The sequence below is a fragment of the Mycolicibacterium elephantis DSM 44368 genome, from assembly GCF_004014805.1.
GTDB lineage: Bacteria > Actinomycetota > Actinomycetes > Mycobacteriales > Mycobacteriaceae > Mycobacterium > Mycobacterium elephantis.
Map to the genome: position 1 here is coordinate 84184 of NZ_ATDN01000003.1, position 16854 is coordinate 101037.

The following is a 16854-nucleotide window of genomic DNA, read 5'->3' on the forward strand; positions in this document are numbered from 1 at the left end:
TGCCGACGTTGCGCACGCTCGCGGTCATCTAGCCTGAGGCCGTGGATCAGCTACGGCTCGGCAACGCGACGCTCACCCGCGTCATCGAGTGGCAGGTCGACGATCTTCCCACCGAGGTGTTCCCGCACACCCCCGCCGAGGCCTGGCAGGAACACGCCGACGAGTTCTCGCCGACGTTCTGGACCGACACCGGATGGCGCATCGCCCTGCAGGTGTGGGTAATCGAGGTCGATGGGCTGACCGTGCTCGTCGACACCGGCGCGGGCAACGGCAAGTCGCGACCACGGATGGCCGTGCTCGACAACCTGCAAACCGACTTCCTTCGGACGCTTTCGGCCGCCGGGTTCGACCCCGGCGACGTCGACGTCGTCGTCAACACCCATCTGCACTTCGACCATGTCGGCTGGAACACCATGCGCGACGGTGACACCTGGGTGCCGACCTTCCCCAACGCCCGATATCTGGTACCGGAGGCGGACTATCGGCATTTCGCACCGGACGGACCGGTGCAGACGTCATCGCCGAGCACCGAAGACGAGGCGTCGGCGCAGCGACACGTCCGAACGGTGTTCGCGGACAGCGTTTCTCCTGTCGAGAACCAGATCGAGCTGTGGTCTGACGATCATCAACTCGGCGAGTCGTTGTGGCTGAGCCCGGCACCGGGCCATACCCCTGGCTCGTCGGTGGTGTGGCTTGAAGCCGGTAGATCCGCGGTGTTCGTCGGGGACCTGACCCACTGCCCCATCCAGATCGCCCGGCCCGGGGATCCCTGCGGGTGGGACGAGGACTTCGAGGCCGCCGCCGTGACGCGCCGTCGGATCCTCACCGAGGCGTCACGGCGTCGTGCTGCGGTCATCCCCGCGCACTATCCGGGGCACGGCGGTGCGACGGTCGTCGCGCGCGGAGATGCCTTCCTGGTCGACGACTGGCTCGAACTGCCGCCGATCTGAGCGCGTCTTTCGATACGCGGGCCGTCGGCGATTCTGCAAAAGGAGTGACGCTGACGCAAAAGCTCTGCTAATAGTTTGGCTATACCAGCGCATTTCTTTTGCAGAATAGCGCCATTCCAGGGCGCGCCGAGGGGGCGTAATGTCGCAGTCGCCGCAAGCGTCACGCACCGCCAATGGCAAAGTCGCGCGAGGGAAATTACTCGACCGAAAGGCCGTCGAGCCCGCCATTTTCGATTTGCTTCTCGCGATCGGAGAAGATCCTCCCCAAGAGACATGGGGCGGCGTGTACTGCGGTCACGACGACATACGCACGGCGATTTTCGATGAACAACACGGCGAGCTCGTACCGATTAAGCAAATTCCGACGCACTCGACGTGCGAACATCACCTGGTTTCATTCCAAAGTGTCGCCCATGTTGGCTATCTTCCGGACGAGGATGAGCGGATAACCGACCGGTCGAAAATTGCACGGTTGGTCGATTTTCACGCCAGACGTCCACAGGCGCAAGAACGGCTCACCGGACAACGCGTTGACGCGATTGAGACCAATTCGAATACCCGCGCTGTCATTGTCGTCGTGGAGGCCGAGCACGTGTGCATGCCGATGCCCGGCGTGCGAAAACCGGGATCCGTCCTGACGACCTCCGCGGTCCGCGGTCAGTTCAGAACCGATGCGGCGCCGCGGGCTGAAGCGCTGCGTCTGCTGTCAAGCAAATGACTTCGGCGCCGAATCCGCCCTGGCCGGCGTGCAGTCAGCCGTTCGGCGCGGTGTGGGCGATGATGGTCGGCTTCTTCCTGATCGTCGTCGACTCGACCGTCGTCGCGGTGGGCAACCCGGTCATCAAACAGGAGTTCGCCGCCACCTACGAGGCGGTCATCTGGGCGACCAGCGCCTACCTGCTGATGTTTGCCGTCCTGCTGCTGGTGGGCGGACGGCTCGGGGACCGGTTCGGTCCGAAGAATGTCTACCTGGCCGGCTTGGCGCTCTTCACCGCGGCCTCGCTGTGGTGCGGCATGTCCGGCTCCATCGGCATGTTGATCGCCGGACGGGTCGCCCAGGGCGTCGGGGCCGCGCTGCTGACGCCGCAGACGTTGTCCGTGGTGACCCGTACCTTTCCTGCCGAGCGGCGCGGTGTCGCGATGAGTATCTGGGGCGCGACCGCAGCGATCGGCATGTTCGTTGGCCCGCTGGCCGGCGGTCTTCTGGTGGACGGACTGGGCTGGCGGTGGATCTTTTTCCTCAACGTCCCGGTCGGCGTGCTGGGAATTCTGCTTGCGCGGCGGCTGGTTCCCGCGCTGCCGGGCCGACGACACCGCTTCGACGTGGTCGGCGTGCTGTTGTCCATGGCAGGGATCGGACTGATCGTGTTCGGTGTGCAGGAGGGCCGAAACTACGACTGGGGGCACTGGATTTGGGGCTGCCTCGTCGGTGGGCTCCTCCTCCTTGCGGTGTTCGTGATCTGGCAATCGGTTCAGCGCCACGAGCCGCTGGTCCCCCTGAAGTTGTTCGGCCACCGCGACTTCAGCCTTGCCAACGCCGGTATCGGGCTGACCAGCTTCGCGGTGGCCGCATTCGTCGTTCCGCTGATGTTCTACCTGCAAGAGGTGCGCGGGATGTCCGCCACACACGCGGCGTTGGTGACGGTGCCGCTGGCCATCGCGACCGGCGTTCTGGCCCCCATCGCGGGCAGGCTCGTCGACCGTGCCCATCCGCGCGCTGTCGTCGGGCCGGGCTTCGCGGCGATGACCGTCGCGCTGGTCTGGCTGTCGTTGGAGATGGACCCGGCCACCCCCATCTGGCGGTTGCTCTTACCGCTCACGGTGATCGGCGCCGCAGGTGCGTTCACGTGGGAACCGTTGGCCGCGATAGCCTCCCGTACGCTTCCATCCGATCTGGCAGGCGCCGGCTCAGCCGTGTACAACACGACCCGGCAGGTGGGCGCGGTGCTCAGCAGCGCCAGCATCGTCGCAGTGATGACGGCGCTGCTTGACCCCCACCTCGGTGACGGCGCGGGGAAGATCTCCGGCCCGCTCAAAGAGTCCTTCGCCGGCGCGATGGCTCAGTCGATGCTCCTGCCGGCCTTCGCCGCGGGACTGGGTGCGATCACCACGCTCTTCTTCGTCGCCCATCCGCACGCGCCGCGACGGCTCACGACGGTGAAAGGACAACCGGAGTTGAATGCGAGCACCGCGCCATGACCACACTTGCCGGGATCGGCCATCCGGCCGTCCACGAGCCCGAATCGCTCACCGACGACGCGTTGCGCGACCTTCTCGCCTATCCCGGCCCGCTGACTCGTCCCCGGCTCCGCGCGAACTTCATCGTCAGCGTGGACGGGGCCGTGACGCTCGACGGCGCCGGCCGAAAGTTGGGGACGGACACGGACCGCCGGGTGTTCAAACGGTTGCGTGAAGTCGCCGACGTCGTCCTTGTCGGCGCCACCACCGCGGCGTCCAAACCCTACGCCGACATCCAGGTGGCCGGGGACGCGCGCCCGTGGCGACTCTCACACGGCCTGTCGCCGGGGCTGCGGTTGGCGGTGGTGTCCAGCCGCGCCGTGATCCCACCGCAGCTGCTGCACGATCCCGCCCAGCGACCGATTGTGTTCGTCGCCTCCGGTGCACCGAGCGGGGCGACACGAGCTCTGTGCGCGGCCGGAGCGATCGTACGGGAGTTGCCGGACGGCGAGATCGCCTCTGGCGCAATCCGCGACGGCCTGGGCGAACTGGGGCTGAACCGAGTTCTGGTCGAGGGTGGTCCCACCCTGTTCTCCCAGCTGGTCGCCGCCGATGAGATCGACGAGCTGTGTCTCACCACCAGCCCCATGGTGGTGGCCGGACCGGCTCACCGGATCGCTGCGACACCGGAGCATGTCCAGCTTCGGATGCAGCGCAAAGACATCCTGCTCGGCGGCGACGGCACCATCATCGTCCGATGGGTTCGCGCCGGTCTCGAGGCGCGAGCACGGAAGGGTTAGATCGGCGTCAGGCCGTGCTTACGCTGTACCCGCTGAATCTGCTTGTCACGCAGTAGGTTCAGCGACTTACGCAGTAACAGCCGGGTCTCGTGCGGCTGGATCACCGCGTCGATGAAGCCCCGCTCGGCGGCGATCCACGGCGTCGCCATGTTCAGGTTGTAGCCCTCGATGAAGTCGGCCCGGATCTTCTGCGCCTCAGGCGTGTTCGGGTCCGGGAACCGCTTCATGATCAGCTGCGCGGCGCCTTCGGCGCCGATCACCGCGATGCGGGCGGTGGGCCACGCGAAGTTCAGGTCGGCAGAGAGCTGCTTGGACCCCATCACCGCGTACGCGCCGCCATAGGACTTGCGGATCGTGATCGTCACCTTCGGCACGTCGGCCTCGACGACCGCGTTGAGGAACCGGCCGCCGCGCTTGATGATGCCGCCCTTCTCCTGCTCCACACCGGGCAGAAAGCCGGGGGTGTCCACCACGAAAACCAGTGGCAGGTTGTAGGAGTCGCAGAACCGGATGAACCGCGCGGCCTTGTCGGAGGCTTCGTTGTCGATCGCGCCGGACAAGTGCATCGGCTGGTTGGCGATCACCCCGACCGGACGTCCGTCGACACGGGCGAACGCGGTGATGATCGCCGGGCCCTGCTGCTCGGCGACGTCGAAAACGTCACCGTCATCGAAGATCCGCAGCAGGATCTCGTGCATGTCGTAGGCCATGTTGTCGCTGTCCGGCACGATCGAGTCGAGTTCGTAGTCGTGCGGGGTGATTTCAGGTTCCAGCCCGGGGTTGACGATCGGCGGGTCGTCAAAGGTGTTGGCGGGCAGGAAACTCAGATAGTCGCGGACGTACTGGAACGCCGCAGCCTCGTCCTCGACCACCTGGTGGATGTTGCCGTAGCGGGCTTGCGCGTCGGCGCCGCCGAGCTCGTCGAGCGACACGTCCTCGCCGGTGACGTCCTTGATGACGTCGGGGCCGGTGACGAACATGTAGCCCTGATCGCGCACCGCGACCACAAGATCGGTCTGGATCGGCGAATACACCGCGCCGCCTGCGCACTTGCCGAGAATGATGGAGATCTCGGGCACCAGGCCGCGCAGCAGCTCGTGACGCCGGCCCAACTCGGCGTACCACGCCAGCGACGTCACCGCGTCCTGGATGCGGGCCCCGGCGGAGTCGTTGATGCCGATGATCGGGCAGCCGACCATCGCCACCCACTCCATCAGCTTGGCGACCTTGCGGCCGAACATCTCGCCGACCGAACCCTGAAAGACCGTCTGGTCGTGGCTGAACACGCCGACCGGCCTGCCGTTGATCCGGCCGTGCCCGGTCACCACGCCGTCGCCGAACAGTGCGTTCGGGTCACCCGGCGTCTTGCACAGCGCGCCGATCTCGAGGAAGCTCCCCGGGTCGAGCAGCGCGTGGATCCTTTCGCGGGCACTCGGAATGCCCTTCTTCGCCCGCTTGGCGACCGCCTTCTCCCCCGCGGGTTCCTTGGCCTGCTCCAGCTTCTCGCGCAGCTCGGCGAGCAGTTCGGCGGTGGTCTTGGTGCGGGTGGGCGGGAGAGATTCCGTGCGGGTGGGCGGAATCGATTCCGTGGTCACTTGGCCTGCTTCTCCTCAGACTCGATCCGGCTGATCGCCTCGCTCATGTGCGCGCCGACCTTCGCAATGTACGGCTCGTCGATCGCCTGGATGTGCTCGCCCCCGATCGGTACGACCTCCAGCTCGGAAACGAACTCGCCCCAGCCGCCGTCGGGCGCCCGCGTCGCGTACCGCGGCTCGAAGTAGATGGCGTCGTCGTGGTAGCGGTCGGCCATGTACAGCGTCACCTTGCCGTCGTAGGGCCGGATCTCGGCGGTGTCGATGGCCCGCTGATCCAGATACGACGTGCGCTGATGCTCGATGATGCCGCCTGGGATCTGCACCCCGCTCTGTCTCACCACGTCGAGGACGAACCTCACCTGGCCCTCGTCGTCGAGCTTCTCGAGTTCCTCGTAGGGGATCTCGGGGATCTCGACGTTGAAGGTGCGCTCGGCGAAGCGGGCGTAGCGATCCCAGCGGGCGCGGGTCTCTTCCTTGGTCTGCGGGATCTCCTCACCCGGGCGCACCGCGTCGATCAGCCCGACGAAGCGGACGTCGGCGCCGGCCTCCTTGAGCCCGATCGCACACGCGTAGGCCAGCACCCCGCCCAGCGACCAGCCGGCCAGCATGAACGGTTTGTCCCCGTTGAGCTCCAACAGTTTCGGCACGTATTCGCGGGCGCGCTCCTCGATCGAGCCCTCCACCCGCTCGATGCCGTACATCGGGGTGTCCGCCGGCAGCCGCTTGAGCAGCGGCTCGTACACCACCGTCGATCCGCCCGCCGCGTGGAACACGAACACCGGGATCCGGTCCGAGCCTTCCTTCGGCGCGCGCAGGGTGCGCACGAACCCGTCGACCTTGCCGCCTTCGAGGTACTCGCGGACGGTGGTGGCCAGCTCCTCGATGGTCTTGGCCGCGCGTACGTCGTCGACGGTGACGGTGCCCTCGTCGACGCGTTCGGTCAGCCGCTCGGCGATCTTGGTCGCGGTCGCGTCGTCGATCGCGGGCAGGTCGTTGAAGATGCCGCCCGGCGACTTGCCGGTGACGATGGCCCACGTCGCGAACGTGACGCGTTCGGCGGCGTCGCGCGGTGGCACGTCGGCGCCCAGCGCCTCGGTGACCGCCTCCTGGGTGAGCACCTTGGTGGCGGCGGCGACGGCCGACTGCGACGGGCCGTCACCCTGGGGTCCGCTCGGATCCGTCGGCGGCGGCGGAATGTCCGGGCCGGACGGATCCGTCGGGGGCGGCGGAATGTCCGGGCCGCTCGGAGCGGCACCGGCCGGGACATCGGATGCGGGAGCGGCACCGGCCGGGACATCGGATTCCGTCGCCGTGCCCGCGCTGGTCACCTCCGAGGCGACGCCGGTCTTCTCGGCCAGCACCTGCTCGAGTTCGGCGACGGTCGTCGCGCCGCCCATCAACTCGGCCTGCTCGGCGGCGATCTCCTCGGCGGTCTGGGCCTTCTGGTGCTCGGCGAGCTGGTCGACCTCGTCGCGGTGCTCGATCGCGTACTGGATCAGCTTCTCGACCGCGTACAGGTTGGCGTCGCGCACCGCGGTCAGCTGGATCGGCGGCAGGTCGAAGTCGTACTCGACGCGGTTCTTGATCCGCACGGCCATCAGCGAGTCCAGCCCGAGCTCGATCAGCGGCACCTCCCAGGGCAGGTCCTCGGGCTCGTAGCCCATGGCGCCGCCGACTATCGCGCCCAGCCGGTCGTGGATGGTCTCACCGGAGTCCGGCGACCACTTGGCGAAGCCGGCGGCCAGTCCCGCGCCCGCGGTCAGGTTGTCCTGCAGGATCTCCGCGGTCTCTTCCTCGGGCTCCTCGGCGGGTGCAGCCGAAACCTGTTGCGCGACAGCCGCACCCGTGGCCACCGCCACCGGCAGCGCGCCGACCGCGCCGTCGCGGCTGACCACCGCGTCGTACACCAGCGTGAACGACTCGTCGATGCGCGCGTGCACCTGCACGCTCGCCCCTCCGGGATGGCGGGTCAGCGTGGTCACGAGCCGGGCGCCCTCGCCGGGCACCGCACGCTGTTCGGACGCCACCAGCTTGGCATCCGGAAGCACCTGCACCGCAGCGGCTTTCACCAGCGCCGCAAGATCCGGTTCGCCCTTGGGCGAGAACTCCCAGACGTGGCGTCCGTCGGGCATCGCGACGTGGTTGCCCGGCATGATCATCGAGCTGTCGCCGGTGAACCGCGCCTCCAGCCAGTGCGGCTTGCGCCGGAACCGGGTGGGCGGGATGTTGGCGTACTCGCCGCGGGGGAACAGAGTCCAGATGTCCAGGTCGTGTCCGTGCACGTAGAGCTGGGCCATCGCGGCGACCATCGAGTCGACCTCGTCCTGCTTGCGCGCCAGCGTCGCGATCAGCTGGGCGTCGTGCAGACCGGCCGCCGCCGTGGTGAGGCCGACCTGCATGAGCGCGACCGGGTTCGGCGCGAGCTCGAGGAACGTGGTGTGGCCGTTGTCGACGGCGTTGCGGATGCCGTGGGTGAAGTAGACGCTGTGCCGCAGCCCCTTCTTCCAGTAGTCCACATCGTGAAGCACCTCGCCGGGCCGGAAGTACTTGCCCTCGTGCACCGTCGCGAAGTAACCGATCTGGATCGGCTGCGGTTGGATGCCGACGAGTTCGGCGGCCAGCTCACCGAGCAGCGGGTCCATCTGCGAGGTGTGGCTGGCGCCCTTGGTCTGGAACTTGCGGGCGAACTTGCCCTCGGACTCGGCGCGGGCGATGATCGCGTCGACCTGCTCGGGCGGGCCGCCGATCACGGTCTGGGTGGGCGCGGCGTACACGCACACCTCGAGGTCGGAGAAATCGGAGAACACCGTCTCGATCTCCTCGGCCGAGTATTCGACCAGGGCCATCAGCCGGATCCACTCGCCGAACAGCATGGCCTCGCCCTCACCCATCAGATGCGAGCGCGAACAGATGGTGCGGGTGGCGTCCTCCAGCGAGAGACCGCCGGCGAAGTACGCCGCAGCGGCCTCACCGAGCGACTGGCCCACCACCGCAGCGGGTTTGGCTCCGTGATGCTTGAGCAGCTCGCCGAGCGCGATCTGGATCGCGAAGATGGTGATCTGCGTGGTCTCGATGCCGTAGTCCTGCGAATCGTCGAGGATCAGCTCGACGATCGAGTAGCCACGCTCGTCCTGCACGTAGGCGTCGACCTTGTTGATCCACTCGGCGAACACGTCGTTGCGCAGGTACAGGTTCTTGGCCATCTTGCGGTGCTGGGCACCGAATCCGGCGAGCACCCAGACCGGTCCGTTGGTGACGGGTCCGTCGGCGCTGTACACGTTGGGGTTCTGCTTGCCCTCGGCCACCGCGCGCAGCCCCTTGACGGCCTCGTCGTGGTCGCGGGCCAGCACCACCGCGCGCGACCGGCCGTGGTTGCGCCGCGACAGGGCACGGCCGATCGACTCCAGGGACGACGCGCGTCCTTCCGGGCTGTCGATCCAGTCGGCCAGTTCCGCGGCGGTGGCCTTCTTCCGCGAGGTCAGAAAGCCCGAGACCGCCAGCGGCACAACGGGGGTCGGTTGCTCACCCGACTCGAGTTCCTCGCGCGCGATCGCGAGCAGTCGCAACGCCTCGTCGGTCAGCCCGGGCAGTTCCGGCTCGTCGTCGGCGACCTGCGCCGGCCGGTCCAGACCGTCATCGTCGTCATCATCGTCGGAGTCTGATTCTCTTCGCGCAAGCGGCTCATCGATGAACTCGCCGTACTCGTCCATCCGCACGCCGCCCACATAGACGGCGTTGGCCTCCGACGGCTTCGGCTTCTCGGGTTCGGGTTCCGGCTTGGGTTCGGGCTCAACGAGATCGGACGGCAGTACCTCGCGCAGCACCAGGTGCGCGTTGGCGCCGCCGAAGCCGAACCCGGACACCCCGGTGATGGCGCGTCCGCTGTAGCGGGGCCAGTCGGTGACGGTGTCGGCCACCTTCAGGTGCACCCCGTCGAAGTCGATGTAGGGGTTGGGCCCGGCGTAGTTGATCGACGGCGGGATCTTGTTGTTGCGCAACGCCAGCGCCATCTTGGCCAGGCTGGCCGCGCCCGCCGCCGACTCGAGGTGTCCGACGTTGGATTTCACGGCGCCCAGCAGTGCGGGCTTGTCGGCGGTGCGTCCCCTGCCGACGACACGTCCCAGCGCGTCGGCCTCGATCGGGTCACCGAGGATGGTGCCGGTGCCGTGCGCCTCGATGTAGTCGACGTCGCGCGGGTTGATGCCGGCGTCCTTGTATGCCTTGCGCAACACCTCGGCCTGCGCGTCCGGGTTGGGCGCGAGCAGGCCGTTGGACCGCCCGTCGTGGTTGACGGCGCTGCCCGCGATGACGGCGATGATGTCGTCGCCGTCGCGGCGCGCGTCGCCGAGTCGCTTGAGCACCAGCATGCCGCCGCCCTCGGAGCGGGCGTAGCCGTCGGCATCGGCGGAGAAGGACTTGATCCGGCCGTCCGGCGCCAGCACCCCGCCGACCTCGTCGAAACCGACGGTGACCAGCGGCGTGATCAACGCGTTGACACCGCCGACGATCGCGACGTCGGCCTCGCCCGAGCGCAGCGCCTGCACGCCCTGGTGCGCGGCGACCAGCGAGCTCGAGCACGCCGTGTCGACGGCCACCGACGGGCCGCGGAAGTCGTAGAAGTAGGACACCCGGTTGGCGATGATCGAGCTGGCCGTGCCGGTGATCGCATACGGGTGCGCGACCGACGGGTCCGACATCGCCAGGAAGCTGTAGTCGTTCAGCGAGCTGCCGATGTAGACGCCGACATTCGCCCCGCGCAGGCTCGACGCCGGGATGCGGGCGTGTTCGAGTGCCTCCCAGGTCAATTCGAGCGCCATCCGCTGCTGCGGATCGATGTTGTCGGCCTCCATCTTCGACAGTGCGAAGAACTCGGCGTCAAAGCCCTTGATGTCGGACAGGTAGCCGCCGCGGGTGCGCGCCTTGGCCACGCGTTCGGCGATGCGCGGTTCGCCGAGGAACTCCTCCCAACGGCCCTCGGGCAGGTCGGTGATCGCGTCGCGGCCCTCCAGCAGCGCCTCCCACGTCTCCTCCGGGGTGTTCATATCGCCGGGGAAGCGAGTGGCGATGCCGACGATGGCGATGTTGGCGACGTCCTCGTCGACATCGCGGGTCCAGTCCTCGTCGTCGGAGCCTTCGGCCGGCTCGGGCTCGCCCTCGATGATCACCGTCGCCAACGACTCGATCGTCGGATGCCGGAACGCCACCGTCGCGGTCAGCGTGACACCGGTGAGGTCCTCGATGTCGCTGGCCATCGCGACCGCGTCGCGCGACGACAACCCCAGCTCCACCATCGGGGTGGAGTCGTTGATCGCGTCCGGCGACTGGCCGGTGGCGTTGGCGATCCAGTTGCGCAGCCAGGTGCGCATCTCGGCCACCGTCATGTCGGTCTTGGCCGGCGTGAGCGGCTTTTCGGGTGCCAGTTGGAATTCCGGTGTCGCGTCGGAGCCCGTGGGCTGCGAGTCGTCTTGTGTATCAGCCATGTTCAGCGGAAGTCAGCCGTCAGTCGGTTTCGTCGGGGAAGGCGTTGGGGATCTTGCCGCTGCGCAGGCTGCCGTCCAGATAGGCGGCGCGGCAGGCGCGCCGGCCGATCTTGCCGCTGGAGGTGCGTGGGATGGCGCCCGCCGCCGTCAGCAGCACGTCGCGCACCGTGACACCGTGGCGCACGGCGATCGCGGCGCGGATGTCGTCGGCGATCGGGCCCATGTCGAGCTTGTGCGCACCCGGCGCGCGCTCGCCGACGATCACCAACTGCTCCGAGGTGTCGTCGGGGTCGCGCTTGAGACCGGAGTGGGCGTTCTCGAACACCTCGTCGGGCAGCTGGTTCGCCGGCACCGAGAACGCGGCGACGAACCCGGTGCGCAGCGCCTTGGTCGCTTCCTGCGCCGAGTACTCGAGGTCCTGCGGGTAATGGTTGCGCCCGTCGATGATCACCAGATCCTTTGTGCGCCCGGTGATGTAGAGCTCACCGTTGTGATAGGCACCGAGGTCACCGGTGCGCACCCACGTGGCGTCGTCGGGGGCCCCTTCGGCGTGCGACGGGTTGGTGCGCGACTTCAGGATGTTCTGGAACGTGGCCACCGTCTCCTCGGGCTTGCCCCAGTACCCGGTGCCCATGTTCTGGCCGCTGATCCAGACCTCGCCGATCTGACCGTCGGGCAGTTCGGTGGCGGTGTCGTTGTCGACGATGACGGCCCATTCGGCCAGGCCGACCTTGCCCGCGCCGGCCTGCGCCACGGCCTTCGGTGAGTCCGCGGGCACCTCGACGAAGCGGTGGTTGTTCAGCTCGTCGCGGTCGACATGGGTGATGGTCGGTTCGGCGTCCATCGGCGTGGTCGACACGAACAGGGTCGCCTCGGCCAGGCCGTAGGAGGGCTTGATCGCCTTGGGCTGGAATCCGAACGGGCCGAAAGCCTCGTTGAACCGCCGCACGGTGGCCGCCGAGATCGGCTCGCTGCCGTTGAGGATGCACTTGACGTTGGACAGGTCCAGCGGCGGCTCGCCCTCTTTCGGCACCCCGCGGGCCGCGGCGTGGTCGAACGCGAAGTTCGGGGCCACCGAGATGGTCCCGCCGGTGTCGCCCTCCTTGCGGGCGAGTTCGCGGATCCAGCGGCCGGGACGGCGCACGAACGCCGCCGGCGTCATGAACGTGACGTAGTGCCCGATCATCGGCGACAGCAGCACGGTGATCAGGCCCATGTCGTGGAAGAACGGCAGCCAGGAGACACCGCGGTCACCCTCTTCGCCATCGAGCGCCTCGATCACCTGCACCACGTTGGTGGCCAGGTTCAGGTGGGTGATCTGCACGCCGGTCGGGATGCGCGTCGAGCCCGAGGTGTACTGCAGGTAGGCGATGGTGTGTTCGTCGACGTCGACGGGTTCCCAGGTGGCGCCGACCTCGTCGGGCACCGCGTCGACGGCGATGACGCGCGGACGCTGGTTGGCGGGGCGGGTGCGGAAGAACTTGCGCACCCCTTCGGCGGCCTCGGTGGTGGTCAGGATCGCCGACGGCTCGCAGTCGTCGAGCACGGCGTGCAGGCGGCCCACGTGTCCCGGTTCGTTCGGGTCGAACAGCGGCACGGCGATGCGGCCGGAATACAGCGTGCCGAAGAACGCGACGAGATAGTCCAGGCTCTGCGGGCACAGGATCGCGACCCGGTCACCGGGCTGGGTGACCTGCTGCAGCCGGGCGCCGACGGCGCGGTTGCGGGCGCCGAAGTCGGCCCAGTGCAGATCGCGCGCGACGCCGTCGCGTTCGGTGGAGAAGTCCAGGAACCGGTAGGCGAGCTTGTCTCCACGCACCTTGGCCCATCGTTCGACGTGCTTGACCAAGCTGCCGTTGTCCGGGAACTTGATCAGTCCGTCTTTGATGAACGGGTTGTGGAAGGCCATCCTTTTACTCCTGTCAAGAACCACTCGCATCGGCGCCTTGCTCACGCCACCCCACGAGACCCCAAACCCTCAGATCGTAGCGGGTGGTAGCCCCGCGTCACGTGGGCGCTCTGAGGTGCGTGTTCCGGCGTGCCGACGCTTGCTGGTCTTAGTTATTTCTTAATGTTAGGCGTTCGCCTGTCCCTCGCCAAATCCGTCCGGTCACAGGTCAGCCATGTTTCGGGTGCGGAGCGTTATCGATCACATCCCGCGCCCAATTCAGGGTCCACTGCGTGGAGGACATGCCGTTGACGTTCCAATACTCCGGTGAGGCATACATCGCGTGGATGGGCTGCCCGGCCCCGCCGCTGAGCACTTCCAGCGTCTTGGGCAGCTGGGTGATGTTGAACGCCGACTTCGGTGCCGAGCAGATCAGGTCGCCGTGCGCGCAGATCTCGTAGGTGCGGTCGTTGAGCAGACCGAACCCGCCGGGGCGAGGTCCCGTCATGTCCAGGCCGAACTCGTTGAGCAACGGGATCTCGTCGAGGGTGATCTCGGCGCCTACCCCTCCAGGACTGGGGCCGACGTCCTGGCCGACGCCGGTCTGGCGGCGGCCGTCGGCGATCAAGGCCACCCCGAGCACCAGGTCCTCGTCGACCGGCCCGCGGCCGTTGCCGACGTCGCTGGCGATGTCACCGGCGATCACCGCGCCCTGCGAGAACCCGATCAGCACGTAGCTGGTCAGCGGGCAGCGCTCGTTCATGTCGGCCATGGCCTTCACGGTGTTGTGAAAACCCTCGGCGCGGCTGTCGTTGTAGGACATCTGGTTGTCCGACGAGAACGGGTTGTGGAACTGCGCCGTGTAGGGCACGGTGTACACCTCGAGGCGGTCCGTGCCGAACTCTGCGCGGATCGGGTTGGTCACGTTGAGCAGCAACGCCATCGGGAACTGCGCCGGGTTGAAGGGGTCCATCTGCGGTGAGGACTCCCAGGTGCCGGGAATCGAGATCAGCTGGACGTCCGGGCAGCTGGCGTCCTGAAACTCCGGGCGCGGCTTCTTCGGCGGCACCACCACACCCGGCGGCGCCGTGGTGGGCGGCACGGCGCCCGGCGGTGTCTCCGGCGCGCGCTGCCACACCCACACCATGACCGCGATCAGCACCACCACGAGCGCCACCGCCCCGGCCGCGATGAGCGCGAGGATGCGATGGCGTTTCCGCCGATTGGTCTTGGCCATGGATGTTTCGGGCTCCCGCTAGCAGAGTCGTTGTGTCGCGATGCGAATGTAGCGGGCGGTGGCCGCGTCGACCTCCGCGGCCGACGGTGGTGTCGCGGACAGTGGGTCGCTGCCGGCGTCGCTGCGTACCAGCGGGTGGACGATGTCCCAGATCGCCTGCTCGCCGTGTTTGGCCGCACGGGCCTGGCACACGTAAGAGCCGATGTTCAACGCCATCAGGTCGCTGGACGGTTTCACCCCCGCGGCGGAGAGCGCGTCGAGGTAGGCGCGTTGCCGGTCCGTCACGACCAGGGCGTTCGATTTGCCGCCGGCAGCCGGCGGCCCCGGTGGCGCCGCCCCGGCGTGGCCGTGCACCGTCGCGGTCTCCGGGTCGGGCTGGCTGAGCGCGATCACACCGTCGCCCGAACATCCGGCCAGCAACACGGTCGCGGAAGCCAGCATCGCCTGCGCCGCACGCGCCGTCCACAGTCCCGCTCGTTGCACGCCTCCAAGGTACCGGTCGCTTCGGGCCGGACCCGGCAGCCGCGGCAACCTTCGGCTACCGGATCGTGGTGACCAGCTCGTTGGTCATCGCGGCCAGCTGTGCGCTCCAGCTGCCCCAGTCATGGTTGCCGGAGGTGGGGAAGTCGAAGTGGCCGTTCTTGCCGCCCACCGAGCGATAGTGCTGATAGAACTCGCGGTTGGTGCCCTGCGCGATGTCGCAGTAGCCGATCATCGCGGCCGGATCGGTGCAGCCACCGGCGGGGGGGCTGAACACCCAGAGCCGGGTGTTGTTGTCGGCGAGCAGCTGCACGTGCACGTTCGGCGAATGCCACTTCCACCGGCCCAACTGTGGCAAGCCCCACATGTTGCGGGTGTCGACGCCGCCGTACTGAGCCAGGCCCGCGGTGATGGCGCCGTCGACCCCGGTGCGTTCGGGGGTCAGAAAGCCCGACAGCGAACCGGCGAAGCGGTAGCGGTCCGGATGGAAGGTGGCCATCGCCATCGCGCCGTAGCCGCCCTGCGCGGCGCCGACGATGCCGTGTCCGCTGGGGGCAAGCCCCTTGTTGGCGGCCAGCCAGTTCGGCAGCTCATCGGCCAGGAACGTCTCCCACTGCTTGCTGCCGTCCTGCTCCCAGTTGGTGTACATGCTCCATGCGCCGCCGGCCGGGGCAGCTACGGAGATGCCCTTGCCGGCCAGGGTGTTCATCGCGTTGCCCGCCGTCACCCAGTTGCTCACGTCGGGTGCGGCGTTGAAGGCGTCGAGTAGGACGACGGCGTGCGGGCCGCCCGCCAGAAACGAGACCGGGATGTCGCGGCCCATCGCCGCCGACGGCACCAAGAGCATCTCGACGTCGGCCTTGGCGTCGGGCGCCACGGATGTACCGGCGGTCCACATGCCCAGGGTCAGCGCCGCCGTCAGGATTCCTCGGAACAATGCACGCATCAACTACGCCACCTCACGTTCGTCTGATGTCCCCGCGCGAGGTAGTCAATCACACCGGCAGGATGGACCCGCCCGAAATGGCTGACGGCGGCGACCCGCAGGGGATCGCCGCCGTCGACTACGTGTTGCCGAAGCAGCCGTTCAGTTACCGGTCTCCGCGGCCGCCGGGGCCGCCGCCTCGGTGTCGACCGGAGTGGTCGGCTGCGGGGTGGCACCCAGCACCCGCTGGATGTCCGGCTTCATCTGCTGCAGCTGCTGACCCCAGTACGGCCAGTCATGCGTGCCGCCCGACGGGAAGTTGAACACACCGTTCTTACCGCCGGCCGCCAGGTATTCCTCCTGGAACGTCTCGTTGGTCCGCAGCGTGAAGCTCTCGAGGAACTTCGCGTTGAAGTTGTCGCCTGCCAGCCGGCCGTTGATCTCGGCGGGCTTGCCGTTGCCGCAGAACACCCAGATGCGGGTGTTGTTGGCGACCAGCTTGTCGATGTTGACCATCGGGTCGTTGCGCTTCCACGCGTTGTTCGGGTCCTCGGTGCGACCCCACATGTCGTTGGCGTCATAGCCGCCCGCGTCGCCCATCGACATGTTGACCAGCATCGGCCACCAGCCCTCGGACAGGTTCAGGAAGCCCGACAGGGATGCGGCGTACTGGAACTGCTGCGGGTAGTAGATCGCCAGCGTCAGCGCGGCCGAACCGGCCATCGACAGACCCACGGCCGCGTTGCGGTTGGGATCCACGCTCTTGTTGGCGGCCAGGTAGGCGGGCAGCTCCTGGGTCAGGAACGTCTCCCACTTGTAGGTCTGGCAACCATTGTTGCCGCAGGCCGGCTGGTACCAGTCGCTGTAGAAGCTGGACTGGCCGCCGACGGGCATGATCACGGCCAGGCCGGAGTCCAGGTACCACTCGAACGCGGCGGTCTCGATGTCCCAGCCGTTGAAGTCGTCGCGGGCGCGCAGCCCGTCGAGAAGGTAGACACCCGGTGCGTTCGGCCCGCCGTTCTGGAACTGCACCTTGATGTCGCGTCCCATCCCCGCGGACGGAACCATCAGGTACTCGACCGGCAGGCCCGGACGAGAGAAGGCCTCAGCTGTCGCCGAGCCTCCGACGGCGCTGACGAAACCGGGCAACACGGCTGCCGCGAGCGCCGCAACCGTGAGCCGGCGCGGCAGTGTGCTCGCCGCACGCCGGATCTTGCCAACGAACTTCATGCTTGTTCTATCCCATCTGTCGTATGCCGCACGCGGATGATGCCCCTCAGGCCGTGCCGCGTTGCTCGTGCAGTCAACCACACCTTGCTGT

At 67.8% G+C, this 16854-nt stretch carries 11 protein-coding genes; 4 read left to right on the forward strand and 7 right to left on the reverse strand.

What is annotated here, in order from left to right; all coding sequences use genetic code 11:
• Window positions 1–41: 41 nt before the first annotated feature.
• The 4 genes from MELE44368_RS03805 (at window position 42) to MELE44368_RS03820 (ending at window position 3928) form a co-directional block, all read left to right on the forward strand.
• Window positions 42–950 carry an MBL fold metallo-hydrolase gene (locus tag MELE44368_RS03805; RefSeq protein WP_128107267.1) on the forward strand — a complete coding sequence of 303 codons (909 nt, stop codon included), beginning with the start codon at window positions 42–44 and terminating at the stop codon, window positions 948–950.
• A gap of 139 nt (window positions 951–1089) precedes the next feature.
• On the forward strand, window positions 1090–1668 hold the full coding sequence (folE, locus tag MELE44368_RS03810) for a GTP cyclohydrolase I (protein WP_128107268.1): 579 nt from the start codon (window positions 1090–1092) through the stop codon (window positions 1666–1668).
• Window positions 1665–3149: an MFS transporter gene (locus MELE44368_RS03815; RefSeq protein WP_128107269.1), complete on the forward strand. Its 1485-nt coding sequence runs from the start codon at window positions 1665–1667 to the stop codon at window positions 3147–3149. The genes folE and MELE44368_RS03815 overlap by 4 nt, the downstream gene beginning before the upstream one ends.
• Window positions 3146–3928 (forward strand): dihydrofolate reductase family protein, encoded by a 783-nt coding sequence (locus MELE44368_RS03820; protein WP_128107270.1) that lies wholly within the window; start codon window positions 3146–3148, stop codon window positions 3926–3928. Before MELE44368_RS03815 ends, MELE44368_RS03820 begins: the two co-directional genes overlap by 4 nt.
• On the opposite strand, the gene MELE44368_RS03825 is transcribed toward MELE44368_RS03820, so the two are convergent.
• The 7 genes from MELE44368_RS03825 to MELE44368_RS03855 form a co-directional block, all read right to left on the reverse strand.
• Window positions 3925–5523, reverse strand: coding sequence for an acyl-CoA carboxylase subunit beta (locus tag MELE44368_RS03825; RefSeq protein ID WP_128107271.1), 1599 nt, complete (start codon window positions 5521–5523; stop codon window positions 3925–3927). The two genes, MELE44368_RS03820 and MELE44368_RS03825, sit on opposite strands and share 4 nt — an antisense overlap.
• Entirely contained in the window at window positions 5520–11003 is a 5484-nt protein-coding gene (gene pks13, locus MELE44368_RS03830; protein WP_128107272.1) for a polyketide synthase Pks13, read from the reverse strand. Before pks13 ends, MELE44368_RS03825 begins: the two co-directional genes overlap by 4 nt.
• 19 nt (window positions 11004–11022) lie before the next feature.
• Window positions 11023–12912, reverse strand: coding sequence for a long-chain-fatty-acid--AMP ligase FadD32 (gene fadD32 / locus MELE44368_RS03835; protein ID WP_128107273.1), 1890 nt, complete (start codon window positions 12910–12912; stop codon window positions 11023–11025).
• A 208-nt stretch (window positions 12913–13120) separates the two neighbouring features.
• The gene (gene culp6 / locus MELE44368_RS03840; RefSeq protein WP_128107274.1) at window positions 13121–14128 is read right to left on the reverse strand and encodes a carboxylesterase Culp6; all 1008 of its coding nucleotides are present in this window, start codon (window positions 14126–14128) and stop codon (window positions 13121–13123) included.
• An 18-nt stretch (window positions 14129–14146) separates the two neighbouring features.
• Window positions 14147–14611 carry a DUF732 domain-containing protein gene (locus tag MELE44368_RS03845; protein ID WP_241566466.1) on the reverse strand — a complete coding sequence of 155 codons (465 nt, stop codon included), beginning with the start codon at window positions 14609–14611 and terminating at the stop codon, window positions 14147–14149.
• 55 nt (window positions 14612–14666) lie between these two features.
• Window positions 14667–15554 (reverse strand): alpha/beta hydrolase-fold protein, encoded by an 888-nt coding sequence (locus MELE44368_RS03850; RefSeq protein ID WP_128107275.1) that lies wholly within the window; start codon window positions 15552–15554, stop codon window positions 14667–14669.
• 141 nt (window positions 15555–15695) lie between these two features.
• Window positions 15696–16763 carry an esterase family protein gene (locus MELE44368_RS03855; RefSeq protein ID WP_128107276.1) on the reverse strand — a complete coding sequence of 356 codons (1068 nt, stop codon included), beginning with the start codon at window positions 16761–16763 and terminating at the stop codon, window positions 15696–15698.
• Window positions 16764–16854: the final 91 nt, after the last annotated feature.

Excerpts from the sequence above, each read along its gene's own strand:
- MELE44368_RS03815 (WP_128107269.1), top strand. The coding sequence starts at position 1,665 with ATGACTTCGGCGCCGAATCCGCCCTGGCCGGCGTGCAGTCAGCCGTTC.
- fadD32 (WP_128107273.1), bottom strand. The coding sequence starts at position 12,912 with ATGGCCTTCCACAACCCGTTCATCAAAGACGGACTGATCAAGTTCCCG.
- MELE44368_RS03850 (WP_128107275.1), bottom strand. The coding sequence starts at position 15,554 with ATGCGTGCATTGTTCCGAGGAATCCTGACGGCGGCGCTGACCCTGGGC.
- folE (WP_128107268.1), top strand. The coding sequence starts at position 1,090 with ATGTCGCAGTCGCCGCAAGCGTCACGCACCGCCAATGGCAAAGTCGCG.
- culp6 (WP_128107274.1), bottom strand. The coding sequence starts at position 14,128 with ATGGCCAAGACCAATCGGCGGAAACGCCATCGCATCCTCGCGCTCATC.
- MELE44368_RS03820 (WP_128107270.1), top strand. The coding sequence starts at position 3,146 with ATGACCACACTTGCCGGGATCGGCCATCCGGCCGTCCACGAGCCCGAA.
- MELE44368_RS03855 (WP_128107276.1), bottom strand. The coding sequence starts at position 16,763 with ATGAAGTTCGTTGGCAAGATCCGGCGTGCGGCGAGCACACTGCCGCGC.
- pks13 (WP_128107272.1), bottom strand. The coding sequence starts at position 11,003 with ATGGCTGATACACAAGACGACTCGCAGCCCACGGGCTCCGACGCGACA.